24 protein-coding genes are annotated in these 18861 nt (G+C 46.1%); all 24 read left to right on the top strand.

What is annotated here, in order from left to right; genetic code table 11:
* The first annotated feature begins 3 nt into the window (after nucleotides 1–3).
* The 24 genes from trmFO to fliP all read left to right on the top strand — a co-directional run bounded on the left by trmFO (nucleotide 4) and on the right by fliP (nucleotide 18860).
* Nucleotides 4–1308, top strand: coding sequence for an FADH(2)-oxidizing methylenetetrahydrofolate--tRNA-(uracil(54)-C(5))-methyltransferase TrmFO (gene trmFO / locus KNP98_RS05520; RefSeq protein ID WP_214765154.1), 1305 nt, complete (start codon nucleotides 4–6; stop codon nucleotides 1306–1308).
* A 171-nt stretch (nucleotides 1309–1479) separates the two neighbouring features.
* Entirely contained in the window at nucleotides 1480–2358 is an 879-nt protein-coding gene (locus KNP98_RS05525; RefSeq protein WP_214765153.1) for a tyrosine recombinase XerC, read from the top strand.
* Between the two features lie 13 nt (nucleotides 2359–2371).
* Nucleotides 2372–2923 (top strand): ATP-dependent protease subunit HslV, encoded by a 552-nt coding sequence (hslV, locus tag KNP98_RS05530; RefSeq protein ID WP_029330826.1) that lies wholly within the window; start codon nucleotides 2372–2374, stop codon nucleotides 2921–2923.
* On the top strand, nucleotides 2910–4289 hold the full coding sequence (gene hslU / locus KNP98_RS05535; protein ID WP_029330824.1) for an ATP-dependent protease ATPase subunit HslU: 1380 nt from the start codon (nucleotides 2910–2912) through the stop codon (nucleotides 4287–4289). Before hslV ends, hslU begins: the two co-directional genes overlap by 14 nt.
* 16 nt (nucleotides 4290–4305) lie before the next feature.
* On the top strand, nucleotides 4306–5085 hold the full coding sequence (gene codY / locus KNP98_RS05540; RefSeq protein WP_029330822.1) for a GTP-sensing pleiotropic transcriptional regulator CodY: 780 nt from the start codon (nucleotides 4306–4308) through the stop codon (nucleotides 5083–5085).
* Between the two features lie 244 nt (nucleotides 5086–5329).
* Nucleotides 5330–5692 carry a flagellar basal body rod protein FlgB gene (gene flgB / locus KNP98_RS05545; protein ID WP_214765150.1) on the top strand — a complete coding sequence of 121 codons (363 nt, stop codon included), beginning with the start codon at nucleotides 5330–5332 and terminating at the stop codon, nucleotides 5690–5692.
* Between the two features lie 2 nt (nucleotides 5693–5694).
* Nucleotides 5695–6093 (top strand): flagellar basal body rod protein FlgC, encoded by a 399-nt coding sequence (gene flgC / locus KNP98_RS05550; RefSeq protein ID WP_029330818.1) that lies wholly within the window; start codon nucleotides 5695–5697, stop codon nucleotides 6091–6093.
* A 15-nt stretch (nucleotides 6094–6108) separates the two neighbouring features.
* Nucleotides 6109–6399 carry a flagellar hook-basal body complex protein FliE gene (gene fliE, locus KNP98_RS05555; protein ID WP_088837367.1) on the top strand — a complete coding sequence of 97 codons (291 nt, stop codon included), beginning with the start codon at nucleotides 6109–6111 and terminating at the stop codon, nucleotides 6397–6399.
* 28 nt (nucleotides 6400–6427) lie between these two features.
* A complete protein-coding gene (gene fliF, locus KNP98_RS05560) occupies nucleotides 6428–7996 on the top strand; it encodes a flagellar basal-body MS-ring/collar protein FliF (protein WP_088837366.1) in 1569 nt (522 codons plus the stop codon).
* A 4-nt stretch (nucleotides 7997–8000) separates the two neighbouring features.
* A complete protein-coding gene (gene fliG, locus KNP98_RS05565) occupies nucleotides 8001–9008 on the top strand; it encodes a flagellar motor switch protein FliG (RefSeq protein WP_029330812.1) in 1008 nt (335 codons plus the stop codon).
* Nucleotides 8992–9717, top strand: a complete 726-nt coding sequence (locus KNP98_RS05570; RefSeq protein WP_214765148.1) for a FliH/SctL family protein — start codon at nucleotides 8992–8994, stop codon at nucleotides 9715–9717. The genes fliG and KNP98_RS05570 overlap by 17 nt, the downstream gene beginning before the upstream one ends.
* Nucleotides 9710–11023, top strand: a complete 1314-nt coding sequence (gene fliI / locus KNP98_RS05575) for a flagellar protein export ATPase FliI (RefSeq protein WP_088837364.1) — start codon at nucleotides 9710–9712, stop codon at nucleotides 11021–11023. Before KNP98_RS05570 ends, fliI begins: the two co-directional genes overlap by 8 nt.
* A 12-nt stretch (nucleotides 11024–11035) precedes the next feature.
* Complete coding sequence (locus KNP98_RS05580) at nucleotides 11036–11470, top strand: flagellar export protein FliJ (RefSeq protein WP_088837363.1); 435 nt, start codon at nucleotides 11036–11038, stop codon at nucleotides 11468–11470.
* 35 nt (nucleotides 11471–11505) lie between these two features.
* Nucleotides 11506–12024, top strand: a complete 519-nt coding sequence (locus tag KNP98_RS05585; RefSeq protein WP_251132447.1) for a MotE family protein — start codon at nucleotides 11506–11508, stop codon at nucleotides 12022–12024.
* A 15-nt stretch (nucleotides 12025–12039) separates the two neighbouring features.
* Entirely contained in the window at nucleotides 12040–13146 is a 1107-nt protein-coding gene (locus tag KNP98_RS05590; RefSeq protein ID WP_214804421.1) for a flagellar hook-length control protein FliK, read from the top strand.
* Nucleotides 13139–13606, top strand: coding sequence for a flagellar hook capping FlgD N-terminal domain-containing protein (locus tag KNP98_RS05595; RefSeq protein ID WP_029330801.1), 468 nt, complete (start codon nucleotides 13139–13141; stop codon nucleotides 13604–13606). The genes KNP98_RS05590 and KNP98_RS05595 overlap by 8 nt, the downstream gene beginning before the upstream one ends.
* Nucleotides 13606–14502 carry a flagellar basal body rod protein FlgG gene (flgG, locus tag KNP98_RS05600; protein ID WP_088837360.1) on the top strand — a complete coding sequence of 299 codons (897 nt, stop codon included), beginning with the start codon at nucleotides 13606–13608 and terminating at the stop codon, nucleotides 14500–14502. Before KNP98_RS05595 ends, flgG begins: the two co-directional genes overlap by 1 nt.
* On the top strand, nucleotides 14499–14735 hold the full coding sequence (locus tag KNP98_RS05605; RefSeq protein WP_088837359.1) for a flagellar FlbD family protein: 237 nt from the start codon (nucleotides 14499–14501) through the stop codon (nucleotides 14733–14735). Before flgG ends, KNP98_RS05605 begins: the two co-directional genes overlap by 4 nt.
* Nucleotides 14710–15159: a flagellar basal body-associated FliL family protein gene (locus tag KNP98_RS05610; RefSeq protein WP_029330792.1), complete on the top strand. Its 450-nt coding sequence runs from the start codon at nucleotides 14710–14712 to the stop codon at nucleotides 15157–15159. Before KNP98_RS05605 ends, KNP98_RS05610 begins: the two co-directional genes overlap by 26 nt.
* Nucleotides 15160–15168: 9 nt before the next feature.
* Entirely contained in the window at nucleotides 15169–16152 is a 984-nt protein-coding gene (gene fliM / locus KNP98_RS05615; RefSeq protein ID WP_088837358.1) for a flagellar motor switch protein FliM, read from the top strand.
* A 1-nt stretch (nucleotide 16153) separates the two neighbouring features.
* Nucleotides 16154–17329 carry a flagellar motor switch phosphatase FliY gene (gene fliY, locus KNP98_RS05620; RefSeq protein ID WP_088837357.1) on the top strand — a complete coding sequence of 392 codons (1176 nt, stop codon included), beginning with the start codon at nucleotides 16154–16156 and terminating at the stop codon, nucleotides 17327–17329.
* Nucleotides 17330–17341: 12 nt separating this feature from the next.
* The gene (locus KNP98_RS05625; RefSeq protein ID WP_029330789.1) at nucleotides 17342–17707 is read left to right on the top strand and encodes a response regulator; all 366 of its coding nucleotides are present in this window, start codon (nucleotides 17342–17344) and stop codon (nucleotides 17705–17707) included.
* 65 nt (nucleotides 17708–17772) lie between these two features.
* Nucleotides 17773–18195 (top strand): flagellar biosynthetic protein FliO, encoded by a 423-nt coding sequence (locus KNP98_RS05630; RefSeq protein WP_239456731.1) that lies wholly within the window; start codon nucleotides 17773–17775, stop codon nucleotides 18193–18195.
* Nucleotides 18192–18860: a flagellar type III secretion system pore protein FliP gene (fliP, locus tag KNP98_RS05635; protein ID WP_029330785.1), complete on the top strand. Its 669-nt coding sequence runs from the start codon at nucleotides 18192–18194 to the stop codon at nucleotides 18858–18860. The genes KNP98_RS05630 and fliP overlap by 4 nt, the downstream gene beginning before the upstream one ends.
* Nucleotide 18861: the final 1 nt, after the last annotated feature.

An 18861-nucleotide genomic window follows, 5' to 3' on the forward strand; every position in this document is an offset into this window, starting at 1 on the left:
CCGTTGAAACGAGTAACGGTAATTGGCGCCGGGCTCGCAGGTTCTGAAGCAGCATGGCAGCTTGCGAAGCGAGGCGTCCAAGTAGATTTATATGAAATGCGACCGGTGAAGCAGACCCCTGCTCACCATACCGATCAATTTGCAGAGCTCGTCTGTTCGAATTCCTTACGTGCGAATCAATTGACGAATGCAGTTGGTGTATTAAAAGAAGAGATGCGTCAATTAGACTCTCTCATCATGAAAGCGGCTGATTTAGCGAGTGTCCCTGCAGGGGGCGCACTCGCTGTCGATCGGCATGACTTCGCAGGCTATGTGACAGAAACACTGAAGAATCATCCGAACGTCACGGTCCATCATGAAGAGCTAGAAGCGATTCCGGATGGTCCGACGATCGTTGCAACTGGACCACTTACGAGTGCTGCGTTATCTGAATCACTCAAACAGTTCACGGGAGAAGATTATCTGTATTTCTTCGATGCGGCAGCACCGATTCTCGATGGGGATACGATTGATCGAGACAAGGTCTACCTCAAGTCACGCTACGATAAAGGAGAAGCCGCGTACTTGAACTGTCCGATGACAAAAGAAGAGTTTACGCATTTCCATAACGAGCTGATTGCGGCAGAAGTCGTTCCGCTGAAAGAATTTGAAAAAGAAATTTACTTCGAGGGCTGTATGCCATTTGAAGTACTCGCTTCACGCGGACCAAAAACATTGTTGTTCGGACCAATGAAACCGGTCGGTCTTGAAGACCCGAAAACAGGCGAACGTCCTTACGCAGTCGTTCAGCTTCGTCAAGATAACTCGGCTGGAACACTCTTCAACCTCGTCGGTTTCCAAACGCACTTGAAGTGGGGCGAGCAAAAGCGGATCATCCGTTTGATTCCTGGTTTAGAAAATGCCGAAATCGTCCGATATGGTGTCATGCACCGGAATACGTTCGTCAATTCACCGAACTTATTGCAAGCGACGTATCAAACACGGACACGACATGATTTATTCTTTGCCGGTCAAATGACAGGGGTCGAAGGATATGTCGAGTCAGCAGCATCCGGTTTGACGGCAGGAATCAATGCGGCACGGTTAGTGAATGAAGCAGATCCAATCGCGTTCCCGAAAGAGACGATGATGGGGGCGATGGCGCACTACATCACGACGACCGAAGGAAAGAACTTCCAACCGATGAACGCGAACTTTGGACTTGTTCCCGGGCTCGTCGGTCATCCAGTCCGAATGAAGAAACCTGAGAAATATGCGCTCCTCGCAGAACGAGCGTTAGAATCCATCAAAGACTTTACCGATATGTAAAGAGGATGGGGGAAAAGCCGCAGAAACAGCGGACTTTTCCCCCATTTCTTAATTTTTCATAAAAGCGTGATAATTTCGTCATTTTTTCGGTTTTTGGTCTATTGTCAGACTACTTGCGGTGTGCTATGCTAAGGTCGATTCGAGAACACATGGTCAGGAGGAGGCTCGGAAATGGGATTAGACTCAGAGTTTGAGCGGCTGCGGAAAGACTTTTTGCGGTACGTGCATATCGAACGTCAACTATCTCCGAATACGGGTCGCTCATATGATCAAACCCTTCGACAATACGCCGCTTTTTGCCTCGATCATCAACTACGATCGATTGAATTGGCAACTGCACGGCGTTATTTGTATGCACTCTACGAGCAACAAGCTTCAAAATCGACAATTGCCCAAAAAGTATCATGCTTGAAGCAATTTGGTCGCTTTTTGACGCGCGACACGGATGCAGTCAACCCGTTTGAAGGATTGAAAGCGCCCAAACGTGCCCAATCGTTACCGACCTTTTTAGTTCCATCTGAATACGAACGATTTTTAGAAGCCTTTCGAACGGAAGATACACTAGGCAACCGAAATGTCGCAATGATTGAACTGCTCTATGCGACCGGGATGCGTGTCAGTGAGTTGGCAGGACTAAATCTTCAAGATTTAGATCAAGACTTAGAGTATGTCCATGTATATGGAAAAGGTCGTAAGGAACGCATCACGCCGATTGGTTCTTTCGCTAGACGGACGTTGCAGGTTTACTTGCAAGAGCGTCGAGGAAAAGATGAAAAGGAACAGGCTGTGTTCGTTTCGAAATCGGGACGACGACTGACGACAGACGGTATTCGTAAAATCTTAAAAAAAGGCGATCATTTGCTTTCGAAACATGTGACGCCGCACGCACTTCGACATAGCTTCGCGACAGACCTGTTAGAGAGAGGGGCGGACCTTCGGGCGGTTCAGGAACTCTTAGGTCATGCCTCTCTATCGACGACGGGACAATATACTCATGTAACGACTGAGCGGTTGCGTCATGTTTATCAGCAAGCGCATCCGCGTGCCTAAGGGAGGAAACGGAATGTTTCATGCAACGACGATTTTTGCGATTCAACATAATGGTCAATCCGCGATGAGTGGAGATGGTCAGGTGACATTTGGTAATCAAGTCATCATGAAGAAAAGTGCAAAGAAAGTAAGACGCCTTTATGGGGGAAAAGTGATTGCAGGATTTGCTGGAAGTGTAGCAGATGCCTTTACGCTGTTTGAGAAGTTTGAAGCGAAGCTAGAGATGTATAATGGTAATCTCCAACGTGCCGCAGTCGAGCTAGCAAAAGAATGGCGCGGCGACAAAATGTTACGTCAACTCGAAGCATTGCTACTCGTCATGGACGGGACACATTTACTGCTCGTTTCCGGAAATGGTGAAGTCATCGAACCGGATGATGGAATTCTTGCAATCGGTTCAGGCGGTAATTACGCGCTTGCTGCTGGTCGAGCATTGGCACGTCACGCTGGACAGATGTCAGCAGAAGAAATCGCACGAGCCGCTCTTGAAACAGCCGGAGAGCTCTGCGTGTTCACGAATGATCAAATTGTTTTAGAGACGATTGGAGGAAGTGCAGATGCATGAATTGACACCAAAACAAATCGTAGCCAAATTAGATGAGCACGTCGTTGGACAATCGGATGCGAAACGCGCCGTCGCAATCGCACTTCGTAATCGGTACCGTCGCCAATTACTCGACCCGGCATTACGCGACGAAGTAACACCTAAAAATATTTTGATGATTGGACCGACTGGAGTCGGAAAGACGGAAATCGCAAGACGTCTAGCGAAACTCGTTCGCGCACCATTCGTTAAGATCGAAGCGACAAAATTCACAGAAGTCGGATACGTCGGTCGTGACGTTGAATCAATGGTTCGTGATTTAGTCGAAGCTTCACTCCGACTTGTCAAAGATGAGAAGAAAGAAGCCTTAAAAGATCGAGCAGAAGCCGTTGCGAACGAACGGATCGTGGATGCGTTAGTCGGGAAAAAATCGACGTCGGGTCTTGGTGGTGGAAGTAATCCATTCGAAATGTTGTTTGGTGGTAATCAAGCACAACCTGAACAAGAAACAGCGAATGATACGGCGGACCGCTCAGTCATTCGTCAACAATTAATCAGTGGTCAACTAGAAGACCGCATGATTGATGTCGACGTCGAAGAGCGCCAAATGGATTTATTTTCGGGACAACAAGGGATGGAAGGCTTATCAAACTTACAAGATATGCTAGGTCAAGTCATGCCGAAGAAAACGAAAAAAAGACAACTGACCGTCAAAGAAGCACGACCGATTTTGACTGCTGAAGAAGCGGAACGTTTACTTGACTTAAACGAAGTCCATGACGAAGCCGTTCGACGTGCGGAGCAGATGGGGATCATCTTTGTCGATGAAATCGATAAAATTGCAACGAAAGGTCAAGATAGCGCCGGCGTTTCACGCGAAGGTGTCCAGCGAGATATCTTACCAATCGTCGAAGGCTCGACCGTCGTGACGAAATACGGCTCGGTCAAAACGGACCATATGTTGTTTATCGCCGCAGGAGCGTTCCATATGGCGAAGCCGTCTGATCTCATTCCAGAGTTACAAGGACGTTTCCCGATTCGAGTCGAGTTGGATAGTTTAACGGAAGAAGACTTCGTCAAGATTTTGACAGAACCGAATCAAGCGTTACTGAAACAATACAAAGCGTTGCTTGGAGCAGAACAGGTCCACGTCACCTTTACCGAGGATGCGATTCGTCAAATCGCGCGGATTGCTGCTCAGGTCAATGATGAAACTGATAATATCGGTGCACGACGTTTATATACAATCATGGAACGGGTGTTAGAGGAACTATCCTTTGAAGCGGCAGATATGCCAGAGTCGGATGTTACGATCACACCACAATATGTAATGGACCGAGTTGGAAAAGTAGCAGATGATCGTGACTTAAGTCAGTTCATCTTATAAGTGGAGGAAGAAAATCATGAATTTATTGGCAAAAACACGAAAGCTTAATACGATGTTACAACAGGAAGCTAGTACACATGTAGACTTTAAAATTATGGCGGAACGGTTAAGTGAAGTCATGGAGTCGAATACATTCATCGTTAGCCGCCGTGGGAAATTACTCGGTATTGCCATCAAGCAACAAATTGAGAATGCACGAATCCGTGGATTCCTCGAAGAACGTCAATTCCCAGAAGACTACACAAAACGTTTATTTAACGTCATGGAAACGACAGCGAATATTACGATTGATAGTGAACATACGGCATTCCCGATTGATAATCGTGATACGTTCGAATCATCTAAAACAACAATCGTTCCAATCATCGGAGGCGGCGAACGCTTAGGGACACTCGTCCTCGGACGAATGGTCGATGATTTCGACGAAGAAGATCTCGTCCTAGCTGAATATGGAGCGACGGTAGTCGGTATGGAGATTCTTCGAGAGAAGGCACATGAAGCTGAGGATAAAGCACGTAAAAAAGCTGTCGTCCAAATGGCAATCAACTCGTTATCATATTCAGAGCTTGAAGCAATCGAGCATATTTTTGAAGAACTCGACGGCAATGAAGGATTACTCGTCGCATCAAAAATTGCAGACCGTGTCGGGATTACACGTTCCGTCATCGTCAATGCACTGCGCAAGCTTGAAAGTGCGGGTGTCATCGAATCGCGTTCACTCGGTATGAAAGGGACGTATATCAAAATCTTAAACGATAATTTCCTCTATGAATTAGAACGGATTAAATCAAACTAAACAACGAAAACTGGAATCGATCAAGAAGACCTAGTAAATACTAGGTCTTCTTTTCTTATATAGGTATTATTTATCATTTTTATAAGAAAAGGTAATAAAAAACAGGAATTTAACATCTCATTACCCTGATTTTCAAAAAAGTTCTTTCCAAACATTGACCTATTTGTTTCAATTATTTCAGAAGTGTTACTAATGATTACAAAAAAACTAAATACTCGATATAAAATCAAGTGGAGGTTAAGGGATGAATTGGTTAGGCTCAGATTATTCACTCATGACACAAGCCGTCGATCGGACGGTTGCAGCTCAAAAAGTAATCTCAACGAATATTGCGAATGTGGATACACCCGGATACAAAGCAAAACGCCTCGTTTTTGGTGATGTATTGAATTCAGAGATGAAAATGAGTTTACAACGACATGCGACGATTAATACTTCAGGAACGATCGTCGAACAAAGCACATCGATGCGAAATGATGGAAATGGCGTCGATATTGACCTTGAGATGTCTGAATTATCACGCAATCAAATTGAATATGAAGCGCTAGTCGAACAATTGAATCGTAAATTCTCTGGCATTCAATCTGTTATTCGAGGAGGGCGATAAAGATGACGATGTTCTCAGGATTTCATACATCCGCTACAGGATTAACAGCGCAGCGGCTCCGACTCGATACGGTATCAGCAAACATCGCCAATGCTCAAACGACACGAGGCGAACTCGTGAATGGAGAATGGCAACCGTATGCACGAAAATTAGCCGTATTAAAAGAAACAGGTAACGGCGTCACAGTCAGTGAAATCCGGAAGGATCAAGAGCCGTTTAAATTAGAGTACAATCCAAACCACCCAGATGCAGACGAACTTGGCTATGTAAAAATGCCGAACGTGGATTTATTGAAGGAAATGGTCGATATGATGGGCGCGACCCGCTCGTATGAAGCAAACGTCACGGCGCTGAATGCGACAAAGGCGATGTTAGTAAAAGCGATGGAAATCGGTAAATAACGAGGAGATGACATCATGGCAATTCAACCTATTCAAGGGATGCAACAAATGGTCTTACCATCACAATCAGTCGCTAAGGCGTCCCCAGGAGATTTTAGCGATGTGCTAAGCCAAGCTATTAACGGCTTGAACGACGCGCAACAAGCATCCTCACAAGCACGTGTGGACCTTGCGACAGGGAAGACAACAGATCTACATAACATCATGATTAAAACAGAAGAAGCATCGCTTTCTATGCAACTCGCCATTGAAGTCCGGAATAAGGGGATTGAGGCATACCAAGAAATGATGCGTATGCAACTGTGACTGCTAAGGAAAGCGTGGGAGATGTTTGATGAACGAACGGCTAAAGGCGCGTTTTAGCGCAATCAACACGACATGGAACGAATGGTCACTCACAAAAAAGGCGACCATCATCGGTATTACCTTAATCATTTTATCGGCTCTTATTGCTGCCATCATTTGGTTGTCGACACCGACAATGACGCCCTTGTATTCAAAACTATCACCGCAAGAGGCTGGACAAGTCACTGAAAAATTAAATGAAGATGGCGTTCGTTCGGAAGTTGTGACAGCTTCAGACGGAGTGACGATTCTTGTGCCGGAGGCGAATGCGGAAAATTTGAAAGTAGAGTTGGCTACTGCTGGCATACCGAAGTCCGGTCAAATCGATTATTCATTCTTTAGTGAAAATGCTGGATTTGGTACGACTGACAAGGAAATGAATATTTTAGAGCGCGATACGATGCAGACTGAACTTGAGAACTTGATTACTCAAGTAAACGGGATTGATGCAGCGAAGGTAATGATTACACTTCCTGAAAAAAGCGTCTTTTTATCAGACGCCGAAGAGACGTCAACCGTATCGGTTGTGTTAACGTCAAGCGCTGGGAGTGATTTGAATCAACAGACTGTACAAGGTCTTTACCACTTAATCGCAAAAAGTATTCCTAATTTGAAAGAAGAAAATATTACAATCATGGATCAGTACTTTACGTACTACGAACCGGGCCAGGGAACACAGACGGCTGGGGGCGCAGATCCGATGCAATTAAAGAAAACAACGGAAAATGATTTACGAAAACAAATCCAGCAAATGTTATCCGTCGTTCTCGGACCACAAAAAGCGCTTGTGTCAGTCACGGCAGACGTCGATGTCACACAGCGCCAAGAAGAACAAAAACTAGTCGAACCCGTTGACCCTGATAAAATCGAGGGGATTGTAACTTCGGCAGAAAAGGTTGCCGAAGCCTACACGGGTGCAGCGAATGAAGGAACAGCCGGTACTGGTGAAAATGAGACCATCAACTTCCCGGCCGGTACAGGAACGACAGGTGATACGAGTGAGAAAACGCACGATATCATCAATTATGAAGTAAACCGGATTACGAAACAGATTACGGGAGCACCTTATGAAATACGTGATTTAGGTATTCAAGTCATCGTTGAACCACCAAAAGGTCAAGCTCAAATCGATCCGCAACTTCAAACGGACCTTCAAACGATGCTCTACTCGATTATTCGGACGTCCATCACGAAAACGGATGCAAAAGCGACGTTGACGGATGCCGAATTGACGAACAAGGTCGTCGTCATGTCCCGACCGTTCGCTGAAACACCAACACAAAAAGCGACGACTACAGTCACGCCGATGTGGGTTTGGTTCGCGCTTGGTGCAGCAGCACTGATCGTCATCGGCGCCATCTTCATGATGATGCGACGACGTCGTACGACGGAAGTCGAAGAGTTAGAAGAATGGACACCAATCGAAACAGAGATTCCAGAACTATCGACAGAAGATACGAGTGGCGGAGCAGTCAAACGGAAACAGCTTGAAAAATTAGCATCCTCAAATCCAGATGAATTTGCGAAGTTATTACGCACATGGTTAGCGGAGGATTGATGAGATGAAGAAACTAGATATGAATAGTCGTGAGAAAGCAGCGATCTTGATGATTTCGTTAGGTCCAGAAGTGGCGGCGAACGTCTACAAACATTTGACTGAAGAAGAAATGGAATGGTTGACACTCCAAATTTCGAGCATGAAACGAATTGATCCTGAAGAAAAACTAGAAGTACTCGAAGAATTTCATGAGTTGGCAACGGCGCAAAACTACATTACGCAAGGTGGTATCGGCTTTGCGAAAAATGTGCTTGAAAAAGCATTAGGTGAAGAAAAAGCGATGGAATTGATTCATCGATTAACTTCGACCTTGCAAGTCCGGCCGTTCGAGTTTGCCCGTAAAGCAGATCCGAAGCAATTACTGAACTTCATTCAAAACGAACATCCACAGACGATTGCACTCGTCTTGGCACATCTCGACCCGGGAAAGTCCGGTCAGATTCTTTCGGAGCTTCCAGCTGAGGCGCAATCGGATGTAGCACGACGAATTGCAACGATGGACCGAATGAACCCGGAAATCATCAGCGAAGTCGAACAGATTCTTGAGCGGAACTTATCTCAAGCCGGTATGCAGGATTATGCGCAGTCTGGTGGTATCGAGGCAGTCGTTCAAGTATTGAACGGTGTCGATCGGACGACGGAACGGACAATCCTCGATACGCTCGAAATTCAGGATCCGGAACTCGCCGAAGAAATCAAAAAACGAATGTTTGTCTTCGAAGATATTGTCACACTCGATGCACGAGCAATCCAACGAATCATCCGCGAAGTTTCAAACGAAGATTTGTTGCTTGCGCTTAAAGTCTCGTCGGACGATGTCAAAGAAATGGTGTACCGAAACATGTCTCAGCGAATGGTCGAATCGTTCAAAGAAGATATGGAATTCATGGGACCCGTCAGATTGCGCGATGTCGAAGAAGCTCAAAGCCGAATCGTTGGAATCATTCGTCGCCTAGAGGATATGGGTGAAATCGTCGTCGCACGTGGTGGAGGAGATGATATCGTTGTCTAACGTCATTAAACGACAAATTGTCATCGAAGGTCATCAGCGCACAATTCTTCATCAAGAAGAGCGAGCGATTGAACGGGATGCCGAGCCGAGTATTTCTTATGAGGCGTTGATGGCAAAAGGTCAAAATGAGCTCGACGAGCAACTTCAGCTGATGCGTCAACAAGAAGAAGCGCGTCGACAGGCTTTTGAACAGGAACGTGAAATGGCTTTACAGGAAGCGAAGGAACAAGGCTATCAAGCGGGTTATGAGCGAGGGCAGCAAGACGGACTAGACGCTTATGCACGAAAACTCGAGGAAACGAATCAATTTGCAATGCGTCTTGAGCAGATGCAGACGGACCGCTTGTTAGCGATGGAAGATGAATTATGTGTATTGTCACTGCAAGTGACCCATCATTTTTTAGAAAAATTACATGATACAGATGAGGAAGCACTCTATCAATCGATTCACCAATTGATTATTCAGTTCCGTGACCGTGAAAAGATCATTGTTTACACGTCTGCAGAAGATTTTGAACGGGTTGTATTACTGGATGAACGTCTACATACGATTTTAGGTGGTGCTGCGACAATCAGCTTACGAATTGATCCGGAACTCGCGCCTCGCGATTTCCGTATCGATTCAGAAAATGGAGCGATTACGGGCGGGCTTACTTCTAGTTATGAGGCATTGATTAACCAGGTGACTGAGGTGCTACAAGATGTATAACGTGAAGCAGTTGCAAGCGGCCGTTCGAGATATTCGGACGGATGACTTAGTCCGGCATTCCGGTAAAGTCGTGCAAGTAATCGGTTTAATGATTGAATCACGAGGACCGACGGCAGTCGCAATCGGGGAACGGTGTTTGATTCAACTGCACCGAGGTCAAGAAATCGAAGCAGAGGTTGTCGGCTTCCGAGAAGGGCACGTCTTATTGATGCCTTACGGTGAAACGACAGCAATTGCACCAGGATCAATCGTCATCGCAACAGGAAAACCACTTCACGTACCCGTCGGTGAGGAACTGATCGGGAAAGTATTAGATGGATTAGGTCGAGCACTTGATGGTGAGGAGTTGACTCACCTCCGGACAACATCAATCGTGCGAAAACCACCGAGTCCACTTGAACGACCACGTATCAATGAAGTGTTGTCGACAGGTATCCGCGCCATTGATGGTCTGTTGACAGTCGGTCAAGGGCAACGCGTCGGTTTGTTTGCCGGGTCTGGTGTCGGGAAATCAACACTGCTCGGAATGATTGCAAAACGTTCGACTGCTGACATCAATGTGATCGCCTTGATTGGAGAGCGAGGGCGGGAAGTGAAAGAGTTCATCGAAGCGGAGTTGGGCGAAGAAGGGATGAAGCGTTCCATCATCGTCGTCGCGACGAGTGACCAACCACCGCTTGTCCGTTTAAAAGGAGCCTATACGGCGACAGCAATCGCAGAATACTTTCGGGATCAAGGTAAGAATGTCGTCTTGATGATGGACTCCGTTACGCGGTTCGCGATGGCGCAACGTGAAATCGGTCTAGCGACAGGAGAACCGCCTGCTTCAAAAGGATACACGCCGAGTGTATTCGCTCTACTACCTCAGTTACTCGAACGAAGCGGAAAGACGACAGCCGGGTCGATTACAGCTTTTTATACCGTACTCGTCGATGGAGACGACATGAACGAACCGATTGCGGATGCAGTCCGCGGGATTTTAGATGGTCACTTTGTCCTTGATCGAAGTTTGGCGAACAAAGGGCAGTATCCGGCGATTCATGTTTTACGTTCGATTAGCCGGGTTATGAATCAAATCACATCGACGGAACATAAAGACAGTGCGATCGTCTTTCGGCAATTGCTCTCGACATACTTAGATGCAGAAGACTTGATCAATATCGGTGCATATAAAAGTGGGACAAACCCTGAAATCGATCGTGCCGTCGAAAAATATCCGGAATTAATCGGCTTTTTGAAGCAACGTGTTGAAGAAGGAAGTCAATTTGAAGAAGCCATGAACCGTTTAATCACGACGATTCGCTAAGGAGGAAAAGGCATGAAAACAATATATGAGCGAATCATTCCTTTAGCCGAGGCGGAGAAAGATCGTGTATCGAAACAAACGGCTGAAAAAAAGAAACGCTACGAGATTGAAGTCGAAAAGTTGTATCACCTGCTCGTTCGTTACGAAACATTTTTGAAGGCACAAAATGAGACGGGTACCGTCGAATTACTTGCTTCTCAATACCGTGAACGTGCGCGTGACGTCGTCAAACAGCAAATCGAACGTCAACAATTATATGTCACTCAAGCAAAAAATCAGTATGAACGCGCACAAGTCGATTTAAAAGAAGCGATGATTGAGGAAAAGAAGTTCACGCGTCTTCAGGCGAATCAACTAGAAGAAGCACGGCAAATCAATGCACTACTCGAACAAAATCAATTAGATGAACTGGCACTGTTACAGTTTGGAAGAGGGCGGACATCATAAGTAATTCAAAATCATCGAAACAATGGATTTTACCGTTGTTGATCATTCCCTTGATCTTAATCTTAGGTACAGCCTATCTCGTGCTCAATTATGCTAACGGTCGTCCGATGCTTGCACTCCCGTTTTCGACAGAGGAAACGTCGAAACAAACGACGGGAACGCCTGGTAAGGAAACGTCTGATTTAGAAAGTCGATTAAAAATAGCGAATCAAGAAATTAAAAAATTGCGAAATGAAGCGACGGAACAAGCGGATACACTCAAAGTGAAAGAACAAGAGATTACGCGATTAATCGCGGAGCGCGATCAATTAAAACAAACGCCTTCCCCGGATAAAACAACCGAGGAAGACAAGAAGACAACAAAAACGGCAAGTGTGACCGATGTTTATGCAGAGATGTCGCCTAAGGAAGCAGCGACAATCTTAAATGAACTCAGTCCGACAGAGGTCGTTCCTATCATCGAGACTATCGATGCGGAACAACAAGCAGCCATCATCGCAAAAATGGATGCGAAAAAGGCTGCGGCATTGACGCAACTACTCGCGACGAAATAGAGGTGAGCGAACACGATGAATTTGACAGATGTGCAACAAAATCAAACAGTCAAAGGTACGGCGAAATCAGTCGGCCAAAGTGCTCCTTCGGCTGAAGGCATGGGGAGTTTTGCTTCTTTGCTACAACTGTTCACGACGCCAGAACCGAGTCTTCTGCCTGAGAACACCGTCCCTAGCACGACGATGCCACAATTAAATGAAGGTCAGCTGGTGAAGATGCTCACAGCACAACCCGAACAAGCCTTGCTTTTACTGGATCATCCGCAATTAGAAGCACTAGAGCAGGATCCAAAAGGAATGACGGAGCTCGTACAACTCGTAAAAACGATCCAAGAAGGAGATGCGGAACAAGCGACGGCGATGTTGCAACAATTACCGGCGTCCGTCGGTCAATTGATTACGGCGACAATCGTGTCGATTCTTGGTGTTACAAAACCGGTAGCAGGTCAACTGCAACCAGTAGAAGATATGCCCGTCGGAAAAGGTGTTAAGACAGCGGAAGGTGAATTGAAGACGGGGAGGGTCGTGCAGACGGTTCTTCCGGTGACACGACAAGTCGCCATGGCTCAAACCTTACCGGCTTCGATGAAGTTAGGCGAAGGCTTGACGCGTAGTGAGCCGTTGAAAGGAACAGTTGATTCGGAAGGGACGGCGTTACCGCTCGCCTTTTCATCGACACTGTTCGTGAAAAGCGATCGTACCGTTACGATGCCTCCCCTCGTTCCGCAAAGTAATGTCGATGAACAATTGGCAAAACGAATCGAAGCAGCACTCCAACAAGCCCCGTTCTTAAAAGGAGCAGACGGTTCGACACGAATGTCGATTCGTTTATACCCAGAACAGCTAGGTGAAGTCGTCGTTCAACTCGAGCGAAAAGAAGGTGTGTTGACAGTGAAGTTGTTTGCGGGCACCGAGCAGGCAAAACAACTGATTGAGCAACAGCTAGGTAAATTACAAGGTTCGCTGCAAAATCAAGCGCCGCTCGTTAAAATCGAGACGGGATTACTGGCCTCGACCGTAAAAGAGTTTGATACATCGACACCACAAGAGCGGCAAGAGACAGCGCAAGAGGAACAACCGAAACCTCAAGATGAGGAGTTAGAGGAGGAAGAAGATGACTGATTCCATTAATGCGGCATCGTCCTACCAGTTGCCGGATAAAACGACAGCTGTCCCGAATAATTCGATGGACAAAGACATGTTCATGAAAATCTTGATTGCCCAGTTATCGAATCAAGATCCGACTGCACCGATGGAAGATAAAGAGTTCATCTCACAAATGGCACAATTTTCTTCCCTTGAACAAATGCAAGCGATTGGAAAAGGGATGGACACGATGGTCTTGAATCAACATGCGAATTCCTTGCTGACATACAGTAATTTAATCGGGAAATCAGTTAGTTACGAAACAGATGGAACGGTTGAGGATGCGACGGGAACGGCGACGGGCGCGACGGTCAAGGAGACAGCGAATGTCATAAGCGTCAAGCGAGACGGAATTGACGTCATCGCGGAACTCTCGAACGGGAAGCAAGTCAGTGTCTATGAATTAACGGAGATTAAAACAAAGGAGGAAAAATAATGTTACGTTCAATGTATTCAGGAATCAGTGGGTTAAAGAACTTCCAGACAAAGCTTGACGTCGTCGGGAATAACATCGCAAACGTCAATACGTTCGGTTACAAAAAAGGGCGGGTTACCTTTAAAGATCTCGTTAACCAATCAGTCGGTTCAGCTTCAGGAGCAGGTGGCGGTGTCGGTGGTACAAACCCGAAACAAGTCGGACTCGGGGCATCAATGTCGACGGTCGATAACGTCTACAACCAAGGCGCACTTCAAAACACGGGACGGACACTCGATGTCGGGATTTCAGGCGAAGGGTTCTATCAAGTGCTTACAGCAGATGGCGTTCGTTACTCGCGTTCAGGAAACTTTTACACGGACTTGCAAGGGAATATCGTCACGGGAGACGGGAACTACCTCGTCGGACTATCTGATCCGCCACCAGCGAATCCAGGACAGCCACCAGCGAACCAAGCAAACTTACCGGCAAACCAGTACGATGCACAAGGACAAATTACGACAAAAGTGAATGATGGCTACATGAAACTCCAAATTCCGACTGGCGCGCAGAACTTAGCAATCGGAAAAGATGGATTGGTCACATTCGTTGATGCGACAGGTGCGTTGCAACGCGTCGGTTACGTCTCGATGGCAAACTTTGCGAACCCGGGTGGACTTGAAAAATCAGGGGTGAACCTCTTTTCAGCCTCACAGAACTCAGGGATTCCAGCAACAGGGACGCCAAGCACGAACGGACTTGGGCAACTGACGTCTGGGACGCTCGAAATGTCGAACGTCGACTTATCGGAAGAGTTTACGGAAATGATTATCGCGCAACGTGGATTCCAGGCAAATACACGGATTATTACGACATCCGACCAAATCTTAGAAGAACTCGTTAACTTGAAACGATGATTACACTGACGACGTTACGTCAAGCACCGCTCGTATTGAATGCTATATTAATCGAATCGATTCGATCGACACCAGATACGACGATTCAACTCGTTGGAGGGCAGACATACATCGTCAAAGAATCGTTAGAAGAGGTAAAAGCGGCAACAATCGATTTTTACCGACAAGTCGGACTAGCGGGCTTGAACAGCATTAGGAGGCTCGAAGATGGCAGAAGAAAAGAAGAAGAGTAAGTTAAAAATACCGTTGATCATGGTTATCGTGGCCCTCATGATGATCGGCGCAGGGTATATGCTCACGAAGTATTGGTTAGTCGGAGATGAGACGGAAGCAAAAGTTGAACAACCGACAGGTGCCGAGCTCGAAGAACGAAGTTTTCAAACAGATGACTTGACGACGAACATCGCAGACGAACGGTTTTTGAATGTTCAGTTTACGATTGTCACGGATGATGTGAAAACGAAGGAAGAGTTAGAACTACGTAAGTTTCAAATCAACAACATCATTCTTGGTGATTTAGCATCGATGAAAAAGCAAGACTTGGATTCAAAACAAGATATGGCAAAGCTTGAAGAAAAATTACGTGGTCAATTCAAAAAACTTCTTCAAGAAGGCGATGTTCAACGCGTCTATACGACGAAAAAAATCATCCAGTGAGGTGGCAGCATGAGCGAAGTATTATCACAACATGAAATTGACGCCTTGCTATCAGCCATTTCGAGCGGAGATATGGAAGTCGAGGAGATACGAAGTCAAGAAGAGGAACGGCGTGTCAAAGTGTATGATTTCAAACGGGCACTTCGTTTCTCAAAAGATCAAATGCGGAACTTGACTCGAATTCATGAGCAATTCGCACGTGTACTGACAACACACTTTTCAGCGCAGCTGAGAACGTACGTCCAGTTCACGGTCAATACGGTCGAACAGTTGCCATACGATGAATTCATCCATTCCATTCCGAACATGACCTTAATCAATCTAGTTAACCTGAAACCGCTCGATGGTAAAGTTATCTTTGAAGTCAACCCGAACATCGCCTATGCAATGCTCGATCGTCTCCTCGGTGGTCCTGGCGAAGGGATGAATAAGATTGAAAATTTGACTGAAATCGAGACACGCATTTTGACACAATTGTTTAAGCGGGCATTCGTACAATATGGCGAAGCTTGGGAGTCAATCACAGAACTAGAAGCAGAGTATGACGATTTAGAAATCAATCCGCAATTCCTTCAACTCGTTTCGCCGAATGAGACGGTAATCCTCGTCTCGATTTATGTGACGGTTGGAGAAGTCAGTGGGACGCTCAATGTCTGTCTTCCGTTCGTCACACTCGAACCGATCATTCCGAAGCTATCGAGTCATTTTTGGATGCAACAAGAAAAACGTAAAGCGGTCGATAACCAAGAATCTGAACAGATGCAAACTCAGTTGATGGGGTCAATCGTCGATTTAAAAGCTGTGCTCGGCCAAACGGAATTGTCGTTTGGAGAATTGTTACACCTCGAGGTAGGCGACTGCCTGTCCCTGAAGACACGTACATCCGACCCGGTTGAATTGTTTGTTGATGATCGGAAAATGTTCAAAGCGCGACCTGGTCTGAATGGGAAGCATCTCGCTTTACAAGTCATACAACGAATTGAGGAGGAATAACATGAGCGATATGCTTTCGCAAGATGAAATCGATGCGTTATTACGCGGGACCCCGTCGGATGATGAGCCGACTGATACAAGTTCGGATGATGGATTAGAAGAATTAGACGAGATGGAAATTGATGCCTTAGGTGAAGTAGGGAATATTTCACTCGGGAATTCAGCAACAGCGTTATCTGCATTACTCAACCAAAAGGTCGAGATCACGACGCCACATGTGCGGATGATCACGATGGACGAATTACGCAGTCGCTATCCGATTCCGCACGTTGCTTTGCGCGTCGGGTACACAGAAGGCTTCAAAGGTGAAAACGTCTTAATCTTGACGCAACGTGACGCATCTGTCATCGCGAACTTGATGATGGGCGGCGACGGGATGGTCGAGGAAAACCATGAAATGGAGCCAATCGCCCTTTCTGCCGTTCAAGAAGCGATGAACCAAATGATGGGAGCAGCGGCGACGTCGATGTCAACGGTCTTCTCGATGCGAATTGATATTTCGCCACCAGCCGTTGAAATTTTCGACTTTTCGCAAGAGAAAAGTATTGTCGACAGCTTTTCTTTATGGGAAAGCATGGTCATCATCGAATTCGATTTAAAAATCGGGACGTTGATCGATTCGAAAATCGTTCAGCTTGCACCACTCGAATTTTCAAAGCAGTTGATTCAGAAATTATTCAGCGCAAGTACGACGACGACTGAAGAAGCAAAAGGTGCGACGCATGAACCGGTTCAACCGTCGCCACAAGTAGCACCGCAACAAACGCAACAAACGCAACAAACGCAACAAACGCAACAAACGCAACAAATGCCACAGCAGGAACAACGTTATGAAACGCCTGTTGCACCGAAGAAGGAACCGGTAGGTGTCAGCCCGGTCCAGTTTGGTCAATTTGAAGAAGTGCAACAAGAAGGCGTACCGGGTAACATCGGGATGTTGTATGATGTACCACTGAATGTAACCGTCGAACTTGGCAGAACACGTCGCTCTGTACGCGACATATTGGAATTGACACAAGGTTCAATCATCGAACTCGATAAGTTGGCTGGAGAGCCGGTTGATGTTTTTGTCAACAATACATTGATTGCGACAGGTGAAGTCGTAGTCATTGAAGAAAACTTTGGAGTACGAATTACAGAAATCGTAAATACAAAAGAACGTCTTCGGATGTTCTAAGGAGGAAATAAGATGAGTGCAAAAGTATTGATCGTAGATGATGCAGCTTTCATGCGAATGATGATTAAGGAAATTTTATCGAAGAATGGATATGACGTCGTCGGTGAAGCAGAAAATGGTCGCGAAGCCGTAGCGAAATACAAAGAATTAACACCGGATCTCGTAACGCTCGATATCACGATGCCAGAAATGGACGGCATTTCAGCACTAAAAGAAATCAAAGCCTTTAACCCAGCAGCAAAAGTCATCATGTGTTCGGCAATGGGACAACAGTCGATGGTTATCGATGCGATTCAAGCCGGTGCAAAAGACTTCATCGTTAAACCGTTCCAAGCAGACCGTGTGCTTGAAGCCGTTTCGAAAACTGTTTCGTCATGAAAAGACTGACCTTTTTGACCTGTCTCCTGTTGTTTCTGCTCTCAGCACAAGTTGGGGCAGAAACAGTGGAAGAGAATTTGAATCCATCTAAGAAGAGTGAACCAACAACTCAACAGGTCGATGGGTCGTCGACGATTGTGACGGTCATTAAAGTCATCGTCACGCTCGTGGTCTTAATCGGGGGATTTCTCCTGGCTGTCCGATTGATCAATGATCGGACGCGAGGTGTCCGCCAATCCAATCAACTTTCCCATCTCGGAGGTGTGCCGCTCGGAAAAGATCGATCGGTGCAACTCGTACGCGTCCACGATAAAGTTTACGTCGTCGGTGTCGGGCAAAACATTGAGCTACTCGACACGCTCGAAGCGGATACGGAATGGTCGACTGAAGAGATGCATGATATGAAACAGTCGACGAGCGAATCGCCTTTCTTGGAGTCGTTCAAGCAACAACTTGATCAATTCCAGAAGAAACGAGGTCGTTCATGACAACGATTGAAAGTCTGATTTCTTTAGACACACCATCAGGAACAGCGACATCAGTTAAGTTACTTGTCTTGTTGACATTATTATCCTTAGCACCCTCGTTATTGATTTTGATGACATGTTTTACGCGCGTTGTCGTCGTCTTATCCTTTGTACGTTCGGCGCTCGGGACGCAACAGACACCACCGAACCAGTTGCTAGTCGGTCTTGCCTTATTCATTACATTATTCGTCATGTCACCGGTGCTGACGGAACTCAACACGACGGCACTTCAACCATACATGGGTGAAAAAATTAGTCAGGACGAAGCGTTTGATCGAGCAGGTGGAACGATGAAACGTTTTATGTCAAAACATACACGTACCAATGACTTAGAATTATTTTTGAAGTATGGAAATTACGATAAGCCGGAAAAAGTCGAAGACATCCCGCTTGTCGCGTTAGTTCCTGCTTATGCCATCAGTGAGTTGAAAACGGCTTTTCAGATTGGGTTCATGATTTTCATTCCATTTCTCGTCATCGACATGGTCGTCTCAAGTGTGTTGATGTCGATGGGGATGATGATGTTACCGCCTGTCATGATTGCTTTACCGTTTAAATTATTACTATTCATCCTCGTCGATGGTTGGCATTTAATTGTCGAGTCATTGCTTGTCAGCATGAAGTAGG

The sequence above is a fragment of the Exiguobacterium sp. s127 genome, from assembly GCF_018618695.1.
Classification (GTDB): Bacteria; Bacillota; Bacilli; order Exiguobacteriales; family Exiguobacteriaceae; genus Exiguobacterium_A; species Exiguobacterium_A oxidotolerans.